Origin of the sequence: Streptomyces sp. NPDC051662 (assembly GCF_040681655.1) — a bacterium.
GTDB lineage: Bacteria > Actinomycetota > Actinomycetes > Streptomycetales > Streptomycetaceae > Streptomyces.
On sequence record NZ_JBFAZD010000009.1, the window covers coordinates 1 to 21613 of the forward strand.

A 21613-nucleotide genomic window follows, 5' to 3' on the forward strand; every position below is an offset into this window, starting at 1 on the left:
CTCGTACTGGACGTACTTGGCCGACTCCGACAACGCGGCGAGGTGCGGTGCCAGGCGTCGCGGGCCCGCGAAGATCGACCGGACAGGACCTAGGTCCTGTCCTTCGCCTCGTTCGGGTCCTTCGTCCTGAGGGCGAGGCCCAGCGCGTAGTCGGGCCACCACGTCCCGGCGGCCGGGCCGCCCCGGCAGGGGCCGTCCGAGTCGCCGGGGCGCTTGATCCAGAGATAGGCGTCCAGCAGCTCGTTGCCGGTGTTGGTGGTGGGCGGTGAGCCGAGCGCCCGGCCCGGCGGGTTGCACCAGGCCTCGTCCCGGTTGCCCCGCAGCGGGCCCGCGCCGTTCCTGCTGGTGTCGACGGTGAAGTGGACATCGCCGAGCAGCCCGGAGAGCCGGGTGCCGTACGCCTTGACCACGTCGTTCGTCTGGAAGTTGGAGACATTGAGCGAGAAGCCGTCGGCCGAGGCGATCCCGGCCCGCCGAAGCGGCTCGGTGAGCCTGGTGGGGTCGGAGATCCAGTCCGGATTGCCGGCGTCCAGATAGACCCTGGTACGCGGCTGCCGCTTGAGCCTGTCGATGGCGTGGGCGAGCAGCTCGTACCGCTCGTCATGATGCTCCGCCGGGGTGCAGCCGTCCGTCAGATGCGGGATGGCGTCCGGCTCCAGGATCACGATGGCCTCGGCGTCGCCGATGGCCTCGGCGAAGGCGCCGATCCAGTCGCGGTAGTACTGGGCGTCATGGGCACCGCCCGCGGAGTAGAGCCCGCAGTCGCGGTGGGGGATGTTGTACGCGACGAGGACGGCCGTGCTCCCGGTGTCCTTCGCGCCGCGTACGACCCGGTCGATCCCGGGCTCGGGGTTGTCGCCGGCCGGCCATTCGGCCACCGCGCGTTCGGAGATCCGCCGCAGGGCCTTCGCGTCGTCCGTACGCCCCTGCCTCTCCCAGGCCCTGACCTGGCGGGCCGCATCGCTCTGCGGGTCGATCCAGAAGGGCGAGGACGTGGTGGGGGCGACTTCGCCCCGGAGCGCGGAGGGCCCGGTCCGCCCGGCCCGCTCGGTCCGCTCGACGGAGTCCTTGCGGGTCTCGGGCGAGCAGCCGGTGGCCGCCAGCGCGAGCACCGCCGCGAGGGCGGCGGAGGTGAGCGAGCACGGGCGGCGGCGCGTCGCGTGCGGGCGGTGTGGTCCCCGGCTGGACATCCAGCCCCCTCGGAAGATGACTGGGCAGTGACAAGACCGGCATATCGTTACATAACACTGCATCGGTGGTGAGGCGCGACACCTCCCGGGGCGGCCGGGCCGACCGAACGGACCGAAGTTCGAGACAGGGCCCTCCGTGAAGTGACCTCTCGGTAGGGTCGGAGCCGTGCCGAAACCGCTCAGCCTTGCCTTCGACCCCATCGCCCGCGCCGACGAACTCTGGCAGCAGCGCTGGGGACCCATGCCGGCCATGGCGGCGATCACCTCGATCATGCGCGCGCAGCAGATCCTGCTGGCCGGCGTGGACGCGGTGGTCAAGCCGTACGGGCTGACGTTCGCCCGGTACGAGGCGCTGGTGCTGCTCACCTTCTCCAAGGCGGGCGAGCTGCCGATGTCCAAGATCGGCGAGCGGCTGATGGTCCACCCGACGTCGGTCACCAACACCGTCGACCGGCTGGTGAGATCCGGTCTGGTCGACAAGCGGCCCAATCCGAACGACGGCCGCGGCACGCTCGCGTCCATCACCGACAAGGGCCGCGAGGTGGTGGAGGCGGCCACCCGCGATCTGGTGGAGATGGACTTCGGGCTCGGGGCGTACGACGCCGAGGAGTACGCGGAGATCTTCGCGATGCTCCGCCCGCTGCGGGTGGCGGCCAGGGACTTCGACGACGCGGGCTGAGCCGGGGGGCCCGTCGGCGCCGAAAGGGCCCGGGATACGCTCGGGGCCATGAAACAGAGCGTGCTGTCCCGCTACCGGGTGATGGCGTACGTCACCGCCGTATGGCTGCTGGTCTTCACCGTGGCGATCATCCTGAAGTACGGATTCGACACCGGCGACACGATGCTGATCTCCCAGATCCACGGTGTGCTGTTCATCGTGTACGTCGTCTTCGCCTTCGATCTGGGCTCCAAGGCGAAGTGGCCCTTCGGCAAGCTCCTCTGGGTGCTGGCGGCGGGCTGCATCCCGGTCGCGTCGTTCTTCGTCGAGCCGAGGATCACCCGCGAGGTCCGGCCGCTGGTCACGGACCGCGAGCCCGCCACCGCCGAGGCCTGACGGGTCCGCCGGGTCCCGCCCGAGTCCGCCGCGGCGCCCCGCTTCCGCCCCTCGGGAGCCCCGCCCGCACGAGGTGTGGGCGGTTTGGCATCGACATTTACTTGGACGTCCTAGTAAATTTGAATCCATGGACGCCATGGAGGAGGGCCGCCTGCGCTGGCAGGCCCGGTACGACAAGGCCCGCAAGCGCGACGCGGACTTCAGCACGCTCTCCGGTGACCCGGTGGAGCCGGTCTACGGGCCCAGGCCCGGCGACACCTATGAGGGCTTCGAGCGGATCGGCTGGCCGGGGGAGTACCCCTTCACCCGGGGGCTGCACCCCACCGGCTATCGCGGCCGGACGTGGACGATCCGCCAGTTCGCCGGATTCGGCAACGCCCAGCAGACCAATGAGCGCTACAAGACGATCCTGGCCAACGGCGGAGGCGGGCTCTCCGTCGCCTTCGACATGCCGACGCTCATGGGCCGCGACTCCGACGACCCGCGCTCGCTCGGCGAGGTCGGCCACTGCGGGGTCGCCATCGACTCCGCCGCCGACATGGAGATCCTCTTCGGCGGAATCCCGCTCGGTGAGGTCACCACCTCGATGACCATCAGCGGCCCCGCCGTCCCGGTCTTCTGCATGTATCTGGTCGCGGCGGAGCGCCAGGGCGTCGATCCGGCCATACTCAACGGCACGCTCCAGACCGACATCTTCAAGGAGTACATCGCGCAGAAGGAGTGGCTCTTCCAGCCCGAGCCGCATCTGCGTCTGATCGGCGATCTGATGGAGCACTGCGCCACCTCCATCCCCGCGTACAAGCCGCTCTCCGTCTCCGGCTACCACATCCGCGAGGCCGGGGCGACGGCCGCGCAGGAGCTCGCGTACACCCTCGCGGACGGCTTCGGCTATGTGGAGCTGGGGCTGAGCCGAGGGCTGGACGTGGACACCTTCGCGCCAGGTCTCTCCTTCTTCTTCGACGCCCATCTCGACTTCTTCGAGGAGATCGCCAAGTTCCGCGCGGCCCGCCGGATCTGGGCGCGCTGGATGAAGGAGGTGTACGGCGCGCGGACCGACAAGGCGCAGTGGCTGCGCTTCCACACCCAGACGGCGGGTGTCTCGCTCACCGCGCAGCAGCCGTACAACAACGTCGTACGGACGGCGGTGGAGGCGCTGGCGGCCGTCCTCGGCGGTACGAACTCCCTGCACACCAACGCGCTGGACGAGACCCTCGCCCTGCCGAGCGAGCAGGCCGCCGAGATCGCGCTCCGTACCCAGCAGGTGCTGATGGAGGAGACGGGTGTGGCCAATGTGGCCGACCCGCTCGGTGGCTCCTGGTTCATCGAGCAGCTGACGGACCGGATCGAGGCCGACGCCGAGAAGATCTTCGAACAGATCAAGGAGCGCGGTCTGCGGGCCCACCCGGACGGACAGCACCCGATCGGCCCCGTCACCTCCGGCATCCTGCGGGGCATCGAGGACGGCTGGTTCACCGGCGAGATCGCCGAGTCCGCGTTCCGGTACCAGCGGTCGCTGGAGAAGGGCGACAAGCGGGTCGTCGGCGTCAATGTCCACCATGGCTCGGTCACCGGCGATCTGGAGATCCTGCGGGTCAGCCATGAGGTCGAGCGCGACCAGGTGCAGGTCCTGGCCGAGCGCAAGGGCGCTCGGGACGACGCCCGGGTCCGTACGGCCCTGGAGGCCATGCTGAGCGCGGCCCGCGACGGCTCGAACATGATCGCCCCGATGCTGGAGGCGGTACGGGCCGAGGCGTCGCTCGGCGAGATCTGCGGCGTGCTGCGCGAGGAGTGGGGGACGTACACGGAGCCGCCCGGCTTCTAGAGGAGCTGCACGCGGTGCGGGCGGCCGTCCCTGGTCGAGGTCGAGGGGGCGGCCGTCCGCCGTTTCCCTCCGCCCCCTCCTGCTCTCTGCTCGCGAATACCTCTGAGTGAGAGCTAAAATGGGGGAATGGCCACGGAGGAGTTCCCCGACTCGCTCGCCGTCGTCCTCGCGGGCGTCCAGCGGATGATGCGGCGGCGGCTGCGTGAGGGCTTTCCCGTACCGCCGCTGCGCGGCGCGCAGATCGAGCTGTTGCGGCTGGTCTCGGCGCGTCCGGGGATCCGGGTGTCCGACGCCGCCAAGGAGCTGTACCTCGCCGGCAACTCGGTCTCCACCCTGGTCAATCAGCTCAGCCGGGCCGGCTATCTCCTCCGTGAGACCGACCCGGACGACCGGCGTTCCGCACGGCTGCTGCCCACCCCGGCGGTCGAGGCGCGGCTGAGCGAATGGGACGTCCGCCGGCGCGCGCTCATGCGCGAGCAGGTGGAGCAGCTGTCGGACGAGGACCGCGAGGCGCTGGCGGCGGCCCTTCCGGCGCTGCGCAGACTCGCCGCGAACCTGCGTGAGGAGGGGGGAGCGGCGACAGCGGGAGTGGGGGGACGGAGAGTGGAGGGAACATGACCGACACACCGTTCACCGGCGACGCCGGGCGCGACGGCGCGGAGCCCGGGGGCGCCGGTCCTCCGACAGCCGGCCGGGTGGAGCCCGCCGGGCCCGACGCCGTCAGCTGCCGCGGACTGGACTACGCGTTCGGCGAGACCAGAGCCGTCCAGGACCTCGACCTCTCGGTCCTCGCGGGCGAGGTCTTCGGGCTGCTCGGTCCGAACGGCGCGGGCAAGACCACCGCGATCCGCTGCATCACCACCCTGCTGCCCGTCCCGGCGGGCATGGTGCGGGTGTTCGGGCACGACGCGGCGAAGGAGAAGATGGCGGTACGCCGCCTGCTGGGCTACGTGCCCCAGCAACTGTCCGCCGACGCCGCGCTGACGGGCCGCGAGAACGTGACGCTCTTCGCCCGCGTCTTCGACGTCCCGCGCCGCGAGCGGTCGGAACGGGTCGCGCAGGCGCTGGCGGCCGTCGATCTGACCGGTGCGGCCGACCGGATGGCCAAGACATACTCCGGCGGCATGATCCGCCGGCTCGAACTCGCCCAGGCGCTGGTCAGCGCGCCGAGACTGCTCATGCTCGACGAGCCGACGATCGGCCTCGACCCGATCGCCCGTACCAGCGTCTGGGAGCACATCAACGCCGTACGGCAGGCCACGGGCATGACCGTGCTGGTGACCACCCACTACATGGACGAGGCCGATCAGTACTGCGACCGCGTCGCACTGATGCATCACGGGCGGATTCACGCGCTCGGGACCCCCGGTGAGCTGAGGGCCGAGCTGCGCGAGCGCCGGGCGGCGTCGGGCGTGTCCGGTGCGCCGGCCGCGCGGGGCGCTGCGGGCGCTTCCGGCGCTTCCGGCGCTTCGGGCGAGAAGGACGCCCAGGACGCCCTGCCGACGCTGGAGGACGTCTTCAGAGACGTGGCAGGCAGCGGTCTCGACGAGGAGGGAGGCGACTTCCGAGATGTCAGGAGCACCCGCCGCACCGCGTCCCGCGTCGGCTGAGGAGACCGGCCCCGGCCGGCTGGACCTGCTGCTCGTCCCACCCCGGGCCCGGACCGGCTGGCGCGTGCTGCCCGCCAGGGTCATCGCGATGTGTGTGGTCGAGCTGCAGAAGCTGCGCCACGACCGGACCGAGCTGTACACCCGGGCCGTTCAGCCCGCGCTCTGGCTGCTGATCTTCGGTGAGACCTTCACCCGGATCAAGGCCATCCCCACCGGCGGCATTCCGTATATCGACTTTCTCGCGCCCGGCATCATCGCCCAGTCCGCGATGTTTATCGCGATCTTCTACGGCATCATGATCATCTGGGAGCGGGACGCCGGCATTCTGACCAAACTGCTGGTCACGCCGACCCCCAGAGCCGCGCTCATCAGCGGCAAGGCGTTCGCCTCCGGGGTGAAGGCGCTGATCCAGGCGGTGGTGGTGATCGTCATCGCCACGGCCCTGGGCGTCGGTCTGACCTGGAACCCGCTGCGGCTGCTCGGGGTGGCCGTCGTGGTGGTCCTCGGCTCGGCGTTCTTCTCCTGTCTGTCGATGACGATCGCCGGGATCGTGCTGACACGTGACCGGCTGATGGGTATCGGCCAGGCCATCACCATGCCGCTCTTCTTCGCCTCGAACGCCCTCTATCCGGTGGCGATCATGCCCGGCTGGCTCCAGGTGCTGAGCAAGCTGAACCCGCTGAGCTACCAGGTCGACGCGTTGCGCGGGCTGTTGCTCGGTACGCCGTCCCATCTGCTGCTCGACTTCGGCGTACTGCTGGTGGCGGCGGCCGTGGGCATCGCGGCGGCCTCGTCGCTGCTGGGACGGCTGGCGCGATGACGCCACCCACGACCCCTGTGAACCGGAGTCAGTCCTGTACGGCGGCCAGACCGCCGAGCAGCAGGGTCGTGAACGTACGCGCCCACTCCTCGTCGACCGGCACCGCGCTGACCAGGGTGCGATGGACCACCGCGCCGGCGATCACATCGAAGATCAGATCCGCCGTACGGGCCGCCTTCACGCTGTCCTGCTCGCGGGGGAGTTCACCGCGGGTCTGGGCGCGTTCGCGGCCCAGCAGCACCAGCCGCTTCTGGCGGTCGACGATCGAGGCGCGGATCCGGGCCCGCAGCGCCTCGTCCCGGGTGGACTCCGCGATCACCGCCATGAGGGCCGTCTTGGTCTCGGGCCGTTCCAGCAGCGCCGCGAACTGGACCACCACGCCCTCGACATCGGCCGCCAGGCTGCCCCGGTCCGGCAGCTCCAGCTCGTCGAAGAGGACCGCGACCGCGTCCACGACGAGCTCGCTCTTGGCCGGCCACCGCCGGTAGAGCGTGGTCTTGGCGACGCCCGCCCGGGTCGCCACATCGCCCATCGTCAGCTTGGACCAGCCCAGCTCACCCAGCGCGGCCCGGGTCGCCTCCAGGATGGCGGAGTCGGCCTCGGCGCTGCGGGGGCGGCCTCTTCGACTGCACATGACGGCGACCATACCGGCCAGTAGCCCAGGTGTTGTGAGCCAGTTCACCGGATGGATCTTCCCCGTCATACCGCCCGGCCGTTACGCTACGGGGCGTAGCGAAAGCGGAGGCCGGTACGCCCGTCACGCGGCGGTGTGCCTACCGCTTTTCAGAAGTGCGCGCGGAGGGGGGAGGATGTACTCATGCAGCCTAGGAACATGTCCATGAGCGGCGTCGTCGACCTCGCCGCTGTGAAGGCGGCCGGTGAGGCCAAGGCGAAGGCGGAGCAGGCCCGCGCGGAGGCGGCCCGTCAGGGCGGCACCGCTGCCGTACCCCCCTCCAGTCTGGTGATCGACGTCGATGAGGCGGGCTTCGAGCGCGATGTCCTCCAGCGGTCCACCGAGGTCCCGGTCGTCATCGACTTCTGGGCCGAGTGGTGCGAGCCGTGCAAGCAGCTCAGCCCGGTGCTTGAGCGGCTGGCGCGCGAGTACGGCGGCCGGTTCGTCCTCGCCAAGATCGATGTCGACGCCAATCAGATGCTGATGCAGCAGTTCGGGATCCAGGGCATCCCCGCGGTCTTCGCGGTGGTGGCGGGACAGGCGCTGCCGCTCTTCCAGGGCGCGGCCCCCGAGGCCCAGATCCGGGGGACCCTGGACCAGTTGATCCAGGTCGGCGAGGAGCGCTTCGGGCTGACCGGTATCGCGGTCGACCCCGGCGCGGAGCCGGACGCGGCGGACGGCGCCGAGCAGGAGGCCGCCGAACCGGAGGGACCGTACGACGCCCTGCTGGAAGCGGCCGTACGCGCGCTGGACGCCAATGACTTCGCCGGCGCCTCGCGGGCGTACCGCGACGTACTGGCCGACGACCCCGGCAACTCGGAGGCCAGGCTCGGCCTCGCCCAGGCCGAACTGCTCGCGCGCGTACAGGACATGGACCAGGCGCGGGTACGCAAGGACGCGGCGGAGAAGCCGGGCGATGTCCAGGCGCAGATCGCGGCGGCCGACCTCGATCTGGTCGGCGGACATGTGGAGGACGCCTTCGGCCGGCTGGTCGAGGCCGTGCGCCGGACGGCCGGGGACGACCGGGAGGCGGCGCGGGTGCGGCTGCTGGAACTGTTCGAGGTGATCGGCGGGGACGACTCCAGGGTGACGGCGGCGCGTTCGGCTCTGGCGCGGGTTCTTTTCTGATGCGTTGAGGTAGTTGAGGTATTCGCCGGTTTTCTGGTCGCCGACTCCGCGGTGTGCTCGCGGATTTGGCGACACGGCGTCGACAGCGGTCGCGCTTTACCAAAACTTGGTAAAAGCGGCTGCTGTTACTCGCAGTAAATCGCCCCCCTTGCCCTGTCCCGCTATGCGGGACAATCGCCGCTTCTGTCGCACCGTTGGGTCGCACCCTGTGTGGCCGCCCGACACCGCCGGGTCGCCCGCTGGTTATCGGGCCGTTACTAGCCAGTAACGAACCCCCTTGTGTCCCGGGCGCGAATGCACCACGATCGGCGACGCTCGGTCCAATTCCGCACCAGCACGGCAGCCAGCCGCGCCGTCGGTCCTGGGTCCCCACCGAGCGGACCGGCGGCAGCGTCCGCCGGCCCGGACAGGGGGGTTCCTGCCTACCCGGCAGGGCCTGTCCAGAGGTTGCGCGAAGGCGTGGCCAGTGGTTGTCGCTCGGGGGTGATCGCCGGTGGTTCCGGACGCGGTTGGCGCCTCGGGCACGGGCGCTCTCCTTCCCGAGGACGTAGCACTTCTCCCATCCCAGGACGGGCTCCCACCCGATCCGGAGATGTACGTCCGAGAAGGAGGACATTCATGGAGTCCCAAGTTCGAGGCGGGACCAGATGGCGGCGGTTCGCCGTCGTCATGGTGCCGAGTGTGGCCGCGACGGCGGCGATAGGTGTCGCGCTCGCACAGGGGGCGCTGGCCGCGTCGTTCAGCGTGTCGGGGCAGAGTTTCAAGGTGCGGGCCGAGAAGCTGGTCGGCTACAACTTCGTGCAGTACGGCGGCGTTGCCGAGGGCGTCGACTCCAAGGGCAACAAGGCCGTGCACCCGGTGGCCGTGTCCGGCTTCAAGAACGCCGACATCACGAACATGTGCCAGTCCGTGGTCACCCCGCTGCCCTGGGGCGGCCATGTGACGCTGGTGCTGAAGGCCGGCAACAAGGGCACGGACATCAAGGCGGAGAACCTCTACCTCGATGTCGAATCGCTCGACGCCGACGCGGAGTTCAAGAACATCGACATCGGTGTGGCGGCCGGCTCCACCAAGACCCCCGGCATCCAGCCGGGGACGAAGGCGGACCCGAACGGCTTCGCCCAGCAGGCCGATGAGGCCATTCTGAGGGACGTGAGGCAGACGGCGTGGGCGACCACCGCGGGCACGTTCAAGCTTCCTGACCTCAATCTGAGGCTCAAGATCGGTAACCCCGAGAAATACGAGTGCTTCTAGTGCGCCTCCCGGCGAGCTCTGCCCGGTCGCGCGGCAGACATCGCCGGTCATGGCACTAGGGCGTGTCTTCGACGTCACGTCTCAGGCACCGCTGACGAGTGGGTCGGGCGGTCCCCGGACTGTTCGGCCCGCTCGGCCCCCTGTCTTTGATCGCAATACCGCATACCGTTTTCCAGGGAGCTGTTTTTCATGAGCGCCGAGTCCACAGGTTCCCGCGGATTCACCTACTGGCGGCTTCGGTTCCGCGTCTGGCGAGGCGCCCGGCCGTTCTGGGCGGGCGTGTTCACTCTTCTCGGCGGGCTGCCGATCGCCTATTTCCCTTACGCCCAGCTCCATTTCGGCAATCTGACCCTGGCCATGTCCACCACGGCCGGCGCGGGTTCGCTGATCATCGGCGTACTGCTGGTGACCCTGGGTCTGACGATGTGGTTCCAGAGCGCCGTCCGGGTCTTCGCCGGTGTCGCCGCCATTCTGCTGGCGCTGGTATCGATCCCGGTCTCCAACATCGGCGGCTTCCTGCTGGGCTTCCTGCTCGCCATGCTCGGCGGCGCGCTCTCGATCTCCTGGGCACCCGACAAGTGGGTCAGGCCGGCCGCCGAGCTCGACACCCCCCACGGGGCACCGGAGTCCGACGGCGACGGTGACCCTTTCTTCCCCGGTCCGCGCGACGGGGAGGACCCGAACGTGACGGATACGACTGCCCATGCCAACGGCGGGAGGAACAGTGCGGGGTGACAGCACGCAGCGAGTCGCGGCCGGAGGCGATGATTCCCGGGTGAGAAAAGGGCCGCGGCACGCGGCCCCCAAGAAGTCGCTCCTGACCAAGCTTCAGATACCCGCCGGCAAGGCGATGGCGCTGGCGGCGATGCCGACGGCCGTCTTCGTGGGCATGGGGCTCACGCCCCGGCTCGCGCTGGCCGACGACAACAAGGACATCCCCTTCGCCCCCGGGCCGTGCGTGACCCGCTCGGACGAGCCGTCCGCCTCGGCGTCGGAGTCGCCGGGTCCCACGCCGTCCGCGTCGGAGTCGGGGTCGCCGGAGCCGGGCGAGTCACCGTCCGAGCCGGGGTCGCCGGAGCCGACGGCGAGCGGGAGTTCGGCGCCGGAGGAAGAGGATTCAGGTTCCTCGGACTCCGGAACGTCTGACTCCGGAACGTCGGACTCCGAGGCTTCGGACTCCCAGCGGCCCGCCGACGAGCCGTCCGGACCGGAGTCGACCCCGGCCCCCACGAGGACCAGGAACCCGCTGGACCCGCTGGGGCTGGGAGACGCGCTGGGAGACCTCCTCGGCGTACCGGACAAGGACAGCACGAGCAGCCCCGCGCCGAGCGCTTCCGCCACCCGGAAGCCGGACGCGGAACCGTCCGCGAAGCCGACGTCCGAGCCGGAGAGTTCCAGAACGGACAGCCCGGACGGTTCCGCCGATGGCGAGGGGACGAGCGACAAGCCGGCCGACAAGGCCGTCGACAGAGCCAAGGACGCCATCAAGGACGCGGCGGACCAGGTCGGCGCCGAGGTCGAGGAGCTGGACGAGGACGCGAAGGGACTCGACGCCCGTAAGGACGACGACATCCCCGCGGGCGCGGACGGCAAGGAGCCCTTCCCCTGCCCGACGGCCGACCCCGAGGCCCTGGCCGCGGCCGAGCAGGAGCAGGGCATCCCGCTCCTGCCCGACCACCCGTGGACGCTGCACAGTTCACTGCTGACCCTGCGTGGTCTGGACTACAAGGGGATCGTCGAGGTGAAGACGGGCAGCGGCAAAATCAAAAAGGCGCTGAAGTTCACCTCCACCTCGCTGGACATCAAGGACCTGCACCAGACCGTCGTCTACCCCGAGGGCAGGACGGGCCATGTGAAGGCGCGGGAGGGCTCCACGTCCACGATCCGCGACGGTGAGGTGACGATGTACACGGAACGGCTCAAGGGCAACCTCTTCGGCCTCATCCCGATCACCTTCAGCCCGGAGACCCCGCCCCCGCTGAACATCCCGTTCGCCTTCTTCACCGACGTCGAGGTAACCCAGGCGGGCCAGTTCGGCGGCACGCTGACGGTCCCCGGCCTCCAGAACTACCTCACGAACTGACGTACGACGGAGCGACTGTGGGCCGCGCCCCCTCAAGGGCGCGGCCCACAGCCGTACAAGCTCGTCAGCGTCGGGTGTACGCGTCAGTCGCGGTCGCCGCCGCCCAGGTGGTGGACGCGGACCATGTTCGTGGTGCCGGGGACGCCGGGAGGGGAGCCGGCGGTGATGATCATGGCGTCGCCCTCGTTGTAGCGCTGGAGCTTCAGCAGCTCCTCGTCCACCAGGTCGACCATCGCGTCCGTGCTGCTCACCCAGGGCACGATGAAGGACTCCACGCCCCAGCTCAGGGTGAGCTGGTTACGGGTCGACTCGTCCGTCGTGAAGGCCAGGATCGGCTGGGCCGCGCGGTAGCGGGAGAGACGGCGGACCGTGTCGCCGGACTGGGTGAAGGCGACCAGCGCCTTGCCGCCCAGGAAGTCCGCGATCTCACAGGCGGCGCGGGCCACCGAACCGCCCTGCGTACGCGGCTTCTTGCCCGGGACCAGCGGCTGGAGGCCCTTGGAGAGCAGTTCCTCCTCGGCCGCGACCACGATCTTCGACATCGTCTTGACCGTCTCGACCGGGTACGCGCCCACCGAGGACTCGGCGGAGAGCATGACCGCGTCCGCGCCGTCCAGGATCGCGTTCGCGACATCGGACGCCTCGGCGCGGGTGGGGCGGGAGTTGGTGATCATCGACTCCATCATCTGGGTCGCCACGATCACCGGCTTGGCGTTGCGGCGGCACAGCTCGATCAGCCGCTTCTGCACCATCGGGACCTTTTCGAGCGGGTACTCGACGGCCAGGTCACCGCGCGCCACCATGACGCTGTCGAAGGCCGCGACCACGGCCTCCATGTTGGCGACCGCCTGCGGCTTCTCGACCTTGGCGATGATGGGGACCCGGCGGCCCTCCTCGTCCATGATCTTGTGGACGTCCAGCACGTCGTGCGCGTCACGGACGAACGAGAGCGCGATCATGTCGCAGCCCATCCGCAGACCGAAGCGCAGGTCCTCGATGTCCTTCTCGGACAGGGCGGGGACATTGACCGCCGCGCCCGGCAGGTTGATGCCCTTGTGGTCGGAGATCACCCCGCCCTCGATGACGATGGACTTGACCTGCGGGCCGTCGACCTCGACCACTCGCAGCTCGACGTTGCCGTCGTTGATCAGGATCTGGTCGCCCTTGGAGACATCCCCGGGCAGACCCTTGTAGGTGGTACCGCAGATGGACTTGTCGCCGGCGACATCCTCGGTGGTGATGGTGAACTCGTCACCGCGCACCAGCTCGACGGGGCCCTCGGCGAAGGTCTCCAGACGGATCTTGGGGCCCTGGAGGTCGACGAGGACACCCACGGCGCGGCCGGTGTCCTCGGCCGCCTTCCGCACGCGGTTGTACCGCTCCTGGTGCTCCGGGTGGCTTCCGTGGCTCATGTTGAGTCGGGCCACATTCATACCGGCCTCGATGAGCGACTTCAGCTGCTCGTACGAGTCGACGGCGGGGCCCAGTGTGCAGACGATTTTGGAACGGCGCATGAGGCGGATCCTATCGGTTTGTTTCGATGCGGAATATTCCGTCTGGTGGAAAGTACAAATGGGCGGGAGGCCGCTCAGGCGTCGACCGTTCGATCCTCGACGACCAGTGCGAAGGTCTGTCGCGCGATCTCCAGCTCCTCGTCCGTCGGGACCACGGCCACCACGGTCCCGGCGGACTCCGGCGAGATGATCCGCGGCTCGTCGGAACGTACGGTATTGCGCTCCGGGTCCACCGCCAGGCCCAGACTCTCCAGACCTGCGACGGCAGCTTCCCGCACCGGCGCCGCGTTCTCACCCACACCCGCCGTGAAGACCACGGCGTCCACCCGCCCGAGCACGGCGGTATAAGCGCCGATGTACTTCTTCAACCGGTGGATATAGATGTCGAATGCGAGCGCCGCCCGCTCGTCGCCCTCGTCGACCCTGCGGCGGATCTCCCGCATGTCGTTGTCCCCGCAGAGGCCGACCAGACCACTCCTTTTGTTCAGAAGTTCATCGATCTCGTCAACGGACATTCCGGCGACACGCTTCAGATGGAACGTGACCGCCGGATCGATGTCCCCTGACCGTGTCCCCATCACCAGCCCCTCCAGCGGTGTCAGCCCCATCGAGGTGTCCACGCACCGTCCGCCCTCGACGGCGGACGCCGACGCGCCGTTGCCGAGATGCAGCACGATCACATTCACCTCGGACGGCTCCTTGCCGAGCAACTCGGCCGTCCTCCGGGAGACATACGCGTGCGACGTACCGTGGAAGCCGTAGCGGCGGATACGGTGCGCGTCGGCCGTCGCGGTGTCGATCGCGTACCGCGCCGCGTACTCCGGCATCGTCGTGTGGAACGCGGTGTCGAAGACCGCGACCTGCGGCAGATCGGGACGGAGCATCCGGGCCGTACGGATACCGATGAGGTTCGCCGGATTGTGCAGCGGCGCCACCGGCACCAGCCGCTCGATCTCCTTCAGCACGGTGTCGTCGACGAGGGTCGGCTCGCTGAACTCCAGCCCGCCGTGGACGACGCGATGACCGATGGCCGCCAGATCGGGGGAGTCGAGCCCCAGCCCGTCACGCGCCAGCTCGTCCGCGACCGCCTCCAGCGCCGCCGCGTGGTCGGCGATCCTCCCCGTACGCTCGCGCTTCCCACCGAGCCCTTCGGCGAGCGGGGTGTGCACCATCCGCGAGGTCTCCTCACCGATGCGCTCCACCAGACCGACCGCGAGCCGGGAGCTGTCCCGCATCTCCAGCAGCTGGTACTTCAGCGACGAGGAGCCGGAGTTGAGGACGAGGACACGGGTGGCGGGGGAGTGCGCGGTCACGGGCTGTCGGCCTTCTGTCGTAGTCATGGAGTCGTGGTCGTGGAGTCGTGGCAAGGAGTCATAGCCATGGAGTCGTGAGTCGTGGTCATCGTGGTGGGCGGCAGTGCTCACGCGCCCTCGCCCTGTGCCTGGATGGCCGTGATGGCGACCGTGTTCACAATGTCCTGCACGAGCGCCCCGCGCGAAAGGTCGTTGACCGGCTTGCGCAGCCCCTGGAGCACGGGGCCCACGGCCACGGCGCCCGCCGAGCGCTGCACGGCCTTGTAGGTGTTGTTGCCGGTGTTCAGGTCCGGGAAGATCAGCACCGTCGCCCGGCCCGCCACCTCCGACTCAGGCAGCTTGGTCGCCGCGACGGACGGCTCGACCGCCGCGTCGTACTGGATCGGCCCCTCGATCCGCAGATCCGGCCGCGCCGCGCGCACCAGCTCCGTGGCCTCGCGCACCTTGTCGACATCCGCGCCCGAGCCCGACGTACCCGTGGAGTACGAGAGCATCGCGATCCGTGGCTCGACCCCGAAACGGGCGGCGGTGGCGGCGGACTGGACGGCGATGTCCGAGAGCTGCGCCGCGTCCGGATCCGGGTTCACCGCGCAGTCGCCGTACACCAGCACCTTGTCGGCGAGGCACATGAAGAAGACCGACGAGACGATGGAGGCGTCCGTCCGGGTCTTGATGATCTCGAAGGCCGGCCGGATGGTGGCGGCCGTGGAGTGCACGGAGCCGGAGACCATGCCGTCGGCCAGCCCCTCCCGCACCATCAGCGTGCCGAAGTAGTTGACGTCCGCCACCACGTCGTACGCCAGCTCCACCGACACGCCCCGGTGGGCGCGCAGTTCCGCGTACCGCTCCGCGAAGGACTGGCGCAGCTCGGAGGTGGCCGGATCGATCAGCTGCGTCGTGGAGAGATCGATACCGAGGTCGGCCGCCTTCTTCCGGATGACATCCGGGTCCCCGAGCAGCGTCAGCTCGCACACATCGCGGCGCAGCAGCACATCGGCGGCGCGCAGCACACGCTCCTCCGCGCCCTCGGGCAGGACGACCCGGCGGCGGTGCGCGCGTGCCTGCTCCAGCAGTTCGTGCTCGAACATCATCGGCGTCACCCGGCCGCTGCGCGCCACCGACATCCGGGCCAGCAGCGCGGCGGTGTCCACATGCCGCTCGAACAGACCCAGCGCCGTCTCGGCCTTGCGTGGCGTCGCGGCGTTCAACTTCCCTTCCAGCCCGAAGAGTTCGGTGGCCGTGGGAAAGGAACGGCCCGGCACCGACACCACCGGCGTGCCGGGCGCGAGCCGCGCCGCCAGCGTCAGTATCGAGTCCTCGGGACGCTCGTCCAGCGTGAGCAGCACCCCCGCTATGGGCGGTGTCCCCGCGGAGTGGGCGGCGAGCGCCCCCACCACCAGATCGGCACGGTCCCCGGGGGTGACCACCATGCAGCCCGGGGTCAGCGCGCCCAGGAAGTTCGGCAGCATCGCGCCCCCGAAGACGAAGTCCAGCGCGTCCCTGGCCAGACCCGAGTCGTCCCCGAGCAGCACCGTGCCCCCCAGGGCCGCGGTGATCTGGGCCACCGTCGGGGCCGCCAGCGCCGGCTCGTCCGGCAGTACATAGCAGGGGACCGGGAGCTGGGCCGTCAGCCCCTCGGCGATCGCCTCACGGTCCTCGGCGGCCACCCGGTTGACGACCATGGTCAGCACATCGCAGCCCAGTACCTGGTACGCGCGGTGGGCGTTGCGCGCCTCGGCCCGTACGGACTCGGCCGTCTGCCCCTTGCCGCCCACCACGGGTATCACCGACGCGCCGAACTCGTTGGCCAGCCGGGCGTTGAGCGACAGCTCGTCGGGCAGCTGCGTCGCCGCGAAGTCCGTACCGAGGACGAGCACGACCTCGTACTCCCGCGCCACCCGGTGGAACCGCTCGACCAGCCGCGAGACCAACTCGTCGGTGCCCCGCTCGGCCTGGAGCGCGGACGCCTCGTGGTAGTCGAGCCCGTACACCGTGGCCGGATCCTGTGACAGTCGGTAGCGGGCCCGCAACAAGTCGAAGAGCCGGTCGGGACCGTCATGGACCAGCGGACGGAAGACCCCCACCCGGTCCACCTGGCGGGTCAGTAGCTCCATGACTCCCAGCTCCACGACCTGGCGGCCGTCCCCGCGGTCGATCCCGGTCACGTACACGCTGCGCGTCACGCGTGCTCTCCCGTCCCTGCTCATGGGACGTCCCACTCCGACGGGGTGGCCCCGTGGCCCGTAGGAGGTCCCGGCTCCTGTGATCAGCGATTCCCGTTAGGGTGGCAATGCCCTCTTGACAATACCTCCGGGGGTGGTTAAGTCGCCTGGGGAGTACGAGATCCCGCCCGGCGACGGAAAACCCCAGGTCGGACCGTTCCCGCCCGCCGAACGGACCCCCTGACCGGGCATCCGGGCACCGCCCGGCGAGACCGCCGGAGCCGCGATCGCCGCCCGGGCGGTCGGCACGTGGCGCGGATCACCCGTGGGAGGATCGGACCGCTCAAGCCCGGGCCCATCATTCCCGGACAAGCACAGCACTGGCGAGCACTAGCGAGCAGGAGACACAGCACGATGCGTATCGGAGTTCTCACCGCAGGCGGCGACTGTCCGGGCCTCAACGCAGTGATCCGTTCGGTCGTGCACCGGGCCATGACCGGGCACGGAGACGAGGTCATCGGCTTCGAGGACGGCTTCAAGGGGCTGCTCGACGGCCACTTCCGGCCACTGGACCTGAACGCCGTCAGCGGCATCTTGGCCCGCGGCGGTACGATCCTCGGCTCGGCCCGGCTGGAGCGCGGCCGGCTCCGCGAAGCGGCGGAGAACTGCGCCGAGTTGGCCCGCCGGTACGGCATCGACGCGCTCATCCCGATCGGCGGCGAGGGCACGCTGACCGCGGCGCGGCTGCTCTCCGACGCCGGGATGCCCGTCGTCGGCGTCCCCAAGACCATCGACAACGACATCTACTCCACGGACCGCACCTTCGGCTTCGACACGGCGGTCACGGTCGCCACCGAGGCGATCGACCGGCTCAAGACCACCGCCGAGTCCCACCAGCGGGTCATGGTCGTCGAGGTCATGGGCCGGCACGCGGGCTGGATCGCGCTGGAGTCCGGCATGGCGGGCGGCGCGCACGGCATCTGTCTGCCGGAGCGGCCCTTCGAGGTCGACAGCCTGGTCAAGATGGTCGAGGCGAGGTTCTCGCGGGGCAAGAAGTTCGCGGTCATCTGCGTCGCGGAGGGCGCGCATCCGGCGCAGGACTCCATGGAGTACGGCAAGGGCGAGATCGACCAGTTCGGGCACGAGCGCTTCCGGGGCATCGGCAACGTACTGGCGGCGGAGCTGGAGCGCCGCCTCGGCAAGGAGGCACGGCCGGTGATCCTGGGCCATGTCCAGCGCGGGGGTACGCCGACGGCGTACGACCGGGTGCTGGCGACGCGGTTCGGCTGGCACGCGGTGGAGGCGGCGCACCGGGGGGAGTTCGGGCGGATGACGGCGCTGCGGGGGACGGCGGTGGAGATGGTGCCGCTGGCGGAGGCGGTGACGCAGCTCAAGACGGTGCCGGAGAACAGGATGTTCGAAGCGGAGTCTGTGTTCTGAGGAGGGGTGCGTTTCGGCGGGCGCCGGTTTCCGGGTGCGGGTCGTGGTCCGGGGTGCGTTTCGGCGGGGGCCGGTGGTGGTGTGCGGTGCGCCTCCGGCGGGGTGCGGGTGCGTGGCCGGGTGCGGGTGGTTGCCGGTGGTCGCTCCGGGCTCGCGTCCGGGACTGCATGATTTACGGCGCGACACTGGCCACAGTCAGGACACGGGCGGTCGCGCGCCACAAATCACGCTCTACGTCCCGGACACGACCCCTGCGCGCCCCCCTTCACCGCCCGCTCAAGCGGCCCGGTCGTGCGCGAGGGGGCCCCGGCCCCCGGCAGCCGAACACGCACCGCAACCCAACGCCGTCACCCCTTAACCGCGCCGCCCAGCGCGAATCCCCCGCCCAGCCGCCGCGATATCAGCACGTACAGGATCAGCACCGGCGCCGAGTACAAGATCGAGAACGCCGCCAACTGCCCGTAGATCACCGACCCGTAGTTGCCGAAGAAAGTGAAGATCGAGACGGACGCGGGCAGTTGGTCCGGGCTCAGCAGCAGCATGAACGGTACGAAGAAGTTCCCCCACAGCTGGATGAACGTGTAGATCGTCACCACGGTCACCCCCGGCCCCATCAGCGGCAGCACCACCCGCGTCAGCGTCTGGAAGTTCGACGCCCCGTCCGTCCAGGCCGCCTCTTCGAGGACCGTCGGCACCCCGTCCATGAAGTTCTTCATCAGCCAGATGGAGAAGGGCAGTTGGGACGTGGCGAGAAAGAGGGACGTGCCGTACGTGGTGTCGATGAGGTCGACCTGGACGAACAGCCCGTACACCGGCACCATGATCGCCGTGATCGGGAGGCAGGTCGTGAACAGGATCGTCAGCAGATACGGCCGGTTGAAGCGCGAGCGGTAGCGGGAGAGCGGGTACGCCGCCAGCGCCGCGCAGATCACGGTCAGGACCGTCGCGCTGCCGCACAGCAGCAGGCTGTTGAGCATCGGCGTGAAGGTGATCTCGTCGGTGAGGACCGCGCTGAAGTTGTCGCCGGTGAGCGACGACGGGGCCCGTACGCGCAGATCCGCGTCGGCGTCGACCGAGGCGAGTGCCAGCCAGAGCAGCGGCAGGGCGAACGCGGCAGCGGTCAGGAGCAGCGCGGCGTCGGCCGAGAGACGGGTGCGGGTGTGCCGGCTCAGCACGTCAGACCTCCACCTTCATCAGGCGCAGATAGACGAGGGAGAAGAGCGAGCCGACCAGCAGAAGGAGCAGCGCGACCGCCGTTCCGTAGCCGATCAGGCTCTTCTGGAAGGCCTGGTCGTACATGAAGACCGGCAGGGTCTGGCTTCGGTTGCCGGGGCCGCCACGCGTCATCGCCCAGATCAGACCGAAGACGGAGAGGGTGGAGAGCGTGTTGAGCATCAGGTTCGTGCCGATGGAGCGGCGGATCATCGGCAGGGTGATGTGCCAGAGCCTGCGCACCCCGCTCGCGCCGTCGACCTGCGCCGCCTCCGTGATGTCCTTGGGGATCTCGGAGAGCGCGGCGGAGTAGATCAGCATCGAGAACGCCGTGCCGCGCCAGACGTTGGCGAAGGACACCGCCAGGATCGGCAGGGTGTACAGCCAGTTCTGGGAGGGGAGTTGGAGCCAGTCCAGGACCGCGTTGAGTGTGCCCTCGCGGCGGAAGAAGGCGTAGAGCAGGAACGCCGCGACGATCTCCGGCAGTACCCAGGCGGCGATGACCAGGGCGCCGGTGAGGGTACGGACCGGCCGGGACGCGGCCCGCATCAGGCCGGCGAGGGCGAGTCCCAGGGTGTTCTGGCCGACGATGGAGGAGACGAGGGTGAAGACCAGCGTCAGCCAGACGGCGTTGCGGAAGTTCTCGTCGGCGAAGGCCCGGCGGAAGTTCGCCAGGCCCACGAAGTCCGAGGAGGACGAGCCGGTGAGCTGGGTGTTGGTGAAGGCGATCCAGACGCAGTAGACGATGGGGCCGGCCAGGAAGAGCACCAGCAGAAGTGTGGCGGGAGCGAGTGGCACCCAGCGCCACAGCCGGCCCGGCCGGCGGCCCGCGTGCGCGGTGCTCACCTGCCGGCCACCGCGCCGTCGGTGAGGGTCTTCAGCTGGTCGTCGTACTCCTTCGCCGCCTGCTCGGGCGAGCCGTCACCCGTCGTCACCGTCTCCATCGCCTCGCCGATCGCCGAGGAGACCTGCGGATAGACGGGCAGGGCCGGGCGGTAGTGCGTGAACTCGACCAGCCCGGTGAAGAATTCGATGCCCGGCATGGACCTGAGATAGCGCGGGTCGGCCGCCACATCCTTCCGTACGGCGATCTGCGCGCCGACGATGTCCCACTCGACCGCGTTCTCCTTGGTCTGCTGCGTCGTGATGAACTCCCAGGCGAGATCGGGGTTCTTGGCCTTGGCCGGGATCGCCCATGTCCAGCCGCCCGACATCGACACCTTGCCCGGTGCCTGACCGTGCTGCGTCGGCATCGGTGTCTGCGCGAGATCCTTCGACCAGTCCGGCCACTCCTTGGGGCCCTTGTTGATCCAGTTCTGGCCCATCCAGGATCCGTCCAGAGAGATCGCCAGCTTGCCCTCCGGGAACCACTCCGTGGCGACGCGCGTGCCGACGTTGGGGTCGAGGGCGTCGGAGACATCCGGGCCGAGCTTCTCGCCGTACACCGTCCGGACGAAGCCCAGCGCGTCCCGGAAGCCCTGGCCGCCCGTCACCCACTTCTTGGCGGAGGCGTCGTAGAGCGGGTCGGCGCCCGTGCCGTACAGCAGCATCTCGAAGCCCTGCATCACGGCCGCCTCGCCGGGGCCCTTGCCGGTGTAGACGTTGAGCGGGATGACCCCGGGGACCTTCCGCTTTACGGCACGGGCCGCGTCCAGGACCTCCGCCCAGTTCTTGGGCTGCCAGTCGGCGGGCAGCCCCGCCTTCGCGAAGATCTCCTTGTTGAACCAGAGGCCGCGGGTGTCGGTGCCGTCGGGGACTCCGTATGTCTTGCCGTCCTCCGCCTTCGCCGCCGACTTCGCCGAGTCGACGAACTGGTCCCAGTCGGCCCACTTCGCCAAGTACTCGTCCAGCGGGCGCAGATAGCCGGCCTTGATGTCGGAGTTGATCCGGAACGTGTCCTCGTAGACCAGATCGGGGGCGGTCTTCGGGGAGCGCATCATCTGCTGCGCCTTGGTGGCGTAGTCGTTGTCCGGGGCCTGGATCGGGATGAGCTCGACCTTCTTGCCCGGATTCTCCTTCTCGAACTGCCGCTTCATGGACTCCAGATAGTTGTCCTTGAAGCGGATCTTGTTGTCCGTCGAGCGGTTGTAGGCGACCTTGACGGTGTCGGGATCGCTTCCTGAACCGCCGCCGCACGCCGTGAGCGAACCGGCGGCGAGCACGGCGACGAGGACCAGCGGGGCGGTGGGGCGCACGGGCACGACCTCCTCTGAGCCACAGTGGGCTGCCGCGACCGTAGGACTGGGCCAATACCAAGGTCAATCCCCGTGCAGGGTCGAGTGGTTGGCGCCCCGCGTACGGTGACTAGGCCCTGTCTGACAAATCCCGCCTGGCTCGC

19 protein-coding genes are annotated in these 21613 nt (G+C 69.5%); 11 read left to right on the forward strand and 8 right to left on the reverse strand.

Annotation, left to right across the window (positions count from 1 at the left end):
- Positions 1-89: 89 nt before the first annotated feature.
- The gene (locus AB0M67_RS16600) at positions 90-1190 is read right to left on the reverse strand and encodes a glycoside hydrolase family 6 protein (protein ID WP_365746093.1); all 1101 of its coding nucleotides are present in this window, start codon (positions 1188-1190) and stop codon (positions 90-92) included.
- A gap of 166 nt (positions 1191-1356) precedes the next feature.
- Between AB0M67_RS16600 and AB0M67_RS16605 the strand changes: the two genes are divergently transcribed.
- The 6 genes from AB0M67_RS16605 (at position 1357) to AB0M67_RS16630 (ending at position 6496) form a co-directional block, all read left to right on the forward strand.
- Positions 1357-1869 (forward strand): MarR family transcriptional regulator, encoded by a 513-nt coding sequence (locus tag AB0M67_RS16605; protein ID WP_365746094.1) that lies wholly within the window; start codon positions 1357-1359, stop codon positions 1867-1869.
- A 48-nt stretch (positions 1870-1917) separates the two neighbouring features.
- Positions 1918-2244, forward strand: coding sequence for a DUF3817 domain-containing protein (locus AB0M67_RS16610; protein WP_365746095.1), 327 nt, complete (start codon positions 1918-1920; stop codon positions 2242-2244).
- Positions 2245-2371: 127 nt separating this feature from the next.
- Entirely contained in the window at positions 2372-4066 is a 1695-nt protein-coding gene (locus AB0M67_RS16615; RefSeq protein ID WP_365746096.1) for a methylmalonyl-CoA mutase family protein, read from the forward strand.
- A gap of 126 nt (positions 4067-4192) precedes the next feature.
- Positions 4193-4684, forward strand: a complete 492-nt coding sequence (locus tag AB0M67_RS16620) for a MarR family transcriptional regulator (RefSeq protein ID WP_365746098.1) — start codon at positions 4193-4195, stop codon at positions 4682-4684.
- Positions 4681-5676 carry an ATP-binding cassette domain-containing protein gene (locus tag AB0M67_RS16625; protein ID WP_365746099.1) on the forward strand — a complete coding sequence of 332 codons (996 nt, stop codon included), beginning with the start codon at positions 4681-4683 and terminating at the stop codon, positions 5674-5676. Before AB0M67_RS16620 ends, AB0M67_RS16625 begins: the two co-directional genes overlap by 4 nt.
- On the forward strand, positions 5636-6496 hold the full coding sequence (locus AB0M67_RS16630; RefSeq protein ID WP_365746100.1) for an ABC transporter permease: 861 nt from the start codon (positions 5636-5638) through the stop codon (positions 6494-6496). Before AB0M67_RS16625 ends, AB0M67_RS16630 begins: the two co-directional genes overlap by 41 nt.
- Before the next feature lie 28 nt (positions 6497-6524).
- On the opposite strand, the gene AB0M67_RS16635 is transcribed toward AB0M67_RS16630, so the two are convergent.
- Positions 6525-7130: a TetR/AcrR family transcriptional regulator gene (locus AB0M67_RS16635; protein WP_365746101.1), complete on the reverse strand. Its 606-nt coding sequence runs from the start codon at positions 7128-7130 to the stop codon at positions 6525-6527.
- Positions 7131-7313: 183 nt separating this feature from the next.
- Between AB0M67_RS16635 and AB0M67_RS16640 the strand changes: the two genes are divergently transcribed.
- The 4 genes from AB0M67_RS16640 to AB0M67_RS16655 all read left to right on the forward strand — a co-directional run bounded on the left by AB0M67_RS16640 (position 7314) and on the right by AB0M67_RS16655 (position 11634).
- Positions 7314-8297 carry a tetratricopeptide repeat protein gene (locus AB0M67_RS16640; RefSeq protein WP_365746102.1) on the forward strand — a complete coding sequence of 328 codons (984 nt, stop codon included), beginning with the start codon at positions 7314-7316 and terminating at the stop codon, positions 8295-8297.
- Positions 8298-8915: 618 nt separating this feature from the next.
- Positions 8916-9551: a DUF6230 family protein gene (locus AB0M67_RS16645; protein WP_365746103.1), complete on the forward strand. Its 636-nt coding sequence runs from the start codon at positions 8916-8918 to the stop codon at positions 9549-9551.
- Positions 9552-9740: 189 nt separating this feature from the next.
- Entirely contained in the window at positions 9741-10286 is a 546-nt protein-coding gene (locus AB0M67_RS16650; RefSeq protein ID WP_365746104.1) for a DUF6114 domain-containing protein, read from the forward strand.
- Positions 10276-11634, forward strand: coding sequence for a hypothetical protein (locus tag AB0M67_RS16655; protein WP_365746105.1), 1359 nt, complete (start codon positions 10276-10278; stop codon positions 11632-11634). Before AB0M67_RS16650 ends, AB0M67_RS16655 begins: the two co-directional genes overlap by 11 nt.
- 83 nt (positions 11635-11717) lie before the next feature.
- Here the strand turns inward: AB0M67_RS16655 and pyk are convergent, their stop codons facing one another.
- The 3 genes from pyk to pta form a co-directional block, all read right to left on the reverse strand.
- Positions 11718-13148, reverse strand: a complete 1431-nt coding sequence (pyk, locus tag AB0M67_RS16660) for a pyruvate kinase (protein ID WP_365746106.1) — start codon at positions 13146-13148, stop codon at positions 11718-11720.
- Positions 13149-13222: 74 nt separating this feature from the next.
- Positions 13223-14488, reverse strand: a complete 1266-nt coding sequence (locus AB0M67_RS16665) for an acetate kinase (RefSeq protein ID WP_365746107.1) — start codon at positions 14486-14488, stop codon at positions 13223-13225.
- An 80-nt stretch (positions 14489-14568) separates the two neighbouring features.
- On the reverse strand, positions 14569-16644 hold the full coding sequence (gene pta, locus AB0M67_RS16670; protein ID WP_365746108.1) for a phosphate acetyltransferase: 2076 nt from the start codon (positions 16642-16644) through the stop codon (positions 14569-14571).
- 393 nt (positions 16645-17037) lie between these two features.
- Here pta and AB0M67_RS16675 point away from each other — a divergent pair, with 393 nt between their 5' ends.
- Entirely contained in the window at positions 17038-18063 is a 1026-nt protein-coding gene (locus tag AB0M67_RS16675; RefSeq protein WP_030351931.1) for an ATP-dependent 6-phosphofructokinase, read from the forward strand.
- A 347-nt stretch (positions 18064-18410) separates the two neighbouring features.
- On the opposite strand, the gene AB0M67_RS16680 is transcribed toward AB0M67_RS16675, so the two are convergent.
- From AB0M67_RS16680 to AB0M67_RS16690, 3 genes are read right to left on the reverse strand one after another with little or no spacing between them, the layout of a single operon-like run.
- Positions 18411-19238, reverse strand: coding sequence for a carbohydrate ABC transporter permease (locus AB0M67_RS16680; RefSeq protein WP_365746109.1), 828 nt, complete (start codon positions 19236-19238; stop codon positions 18411-18413).
- 1 nt (position 19239) lies between these two features.
- Positions 19240-20121 carry a sugar ABC transporter permease gene (locus AB0M67_RS16685; RefSeq protein ID WP_365746111.1) on the reverse strand — a complete coding sequence of 294 codons (882 nt, stop codon included), beginning with the start codon at positions 20119-20121 and terminating at the stop codon, positions 19240-19242.
- On the reverse strand, positions 20118-21470 hold the full coding sequence (locus tag AB0M67_RS16690; RefSeq protein WP_365746112.1) for an ABC transporter substrate-binding protein: 1353 nt from the start codon (positions 21468-21470) through the stop codon (positions 20118-20120). The genes AB0M67_RS16685 and AB0M67_RS16690 overlap by 4 nt, the downstream gene beginning before the upstream one ends.
- Positions 21471-21613: the final 143 nt, after the last annotated feature.

Coding starts and splice junctions, on each gene's coding strand:
- AB0M67_RS16640 (WP_365746102.1), top strand. CDS start 7,314: ATGCAGCCTAGGAACATGTCCATGAGCGGCGTCGTCGACCTCGCCGCT.
- AB0M67_RS16625 (WP_365746099.1), top strand. CDS start 4,681: ATGACCGACACACCGTTCACCGGCGACGCCGGGCGCGACGGCGCGGAG.
- pyk (WP_365746106.1), bottom strand. CDS start 13,148: ATGCGCCGTTCCAAAATCGTCTGCACACTGGGCCCCGCCGTCGACTCG.
- AB0M67_RS16675 (WP_030351931.1), top strand. CDS start 17,038: ATGCGTATCGGAGTTCTCACCGCAGGCGGCGACTGTCCGGGCCTCAAC.
- AB0M67_RS16630 (WP_365746100.1), top strand. CDS start 5,636: ATGTCAGGAGCACCCGCCGCACCGCGTCCCGCGTCGGCTGAGGAGACC.
- AB0M67_RS16635 (WP_365746101.1), bottom strand. CDS start 7,130: ATGTGCAGTCGAAGAGGCCGCCCCCGCAGCGCCGAGGCCGACTCCGCC.
- AB0M67_RS16600 (WP_365746093.1), bottom strand. CDS start 1,190: ATGTCCAGCCGGGGACCACACCGCCCGCACGCGACGCGCCGCCGCCCG.
- AB0M67_RS16615 (WP_365746096.1), top strand. CDS start 2,372: ATGGACGCCATGGAGGAGGGCCGCCTGCGCTGGCAGGCCCGGTACGAC.
- AB0M67_RS16650 (WP_365746104.1), top strand. CDS start 9,741: ATGAGCGCCGAGTCCACAGGTTCCCGCGGATTCACCTACTGGCGGCTT.
- AB0M67_RS16620 (WP_365746098.1), top strand. CDS start 4,193: ATGGCCACGGAGGAGTTCCCCGACTCGCTCGCCGTCGTCCTCGCGGGC.
- AB0M67_RS16665 (WP_365746107.1), bottom strand. CDS start 14,488: ATGACTACGACAGAAGGCCGACAGCCCGTGACCGCGCACTCCCCCGCC.
- AB0M67_RS16610 (WP_365746095.1), top strand. CDS start 1,918: ATGAAACAGAGCGTGCTGTCCCGCTACCGGGTGATGGCGTACGTCACC.
- AB0M67_RS16645 (WP_365746103.1), top strand. CDS start 8,916: ATGGAGTCCCAAGTTCGAGGCGGGACCAGATGGCGGCGGTTCGCCGTC.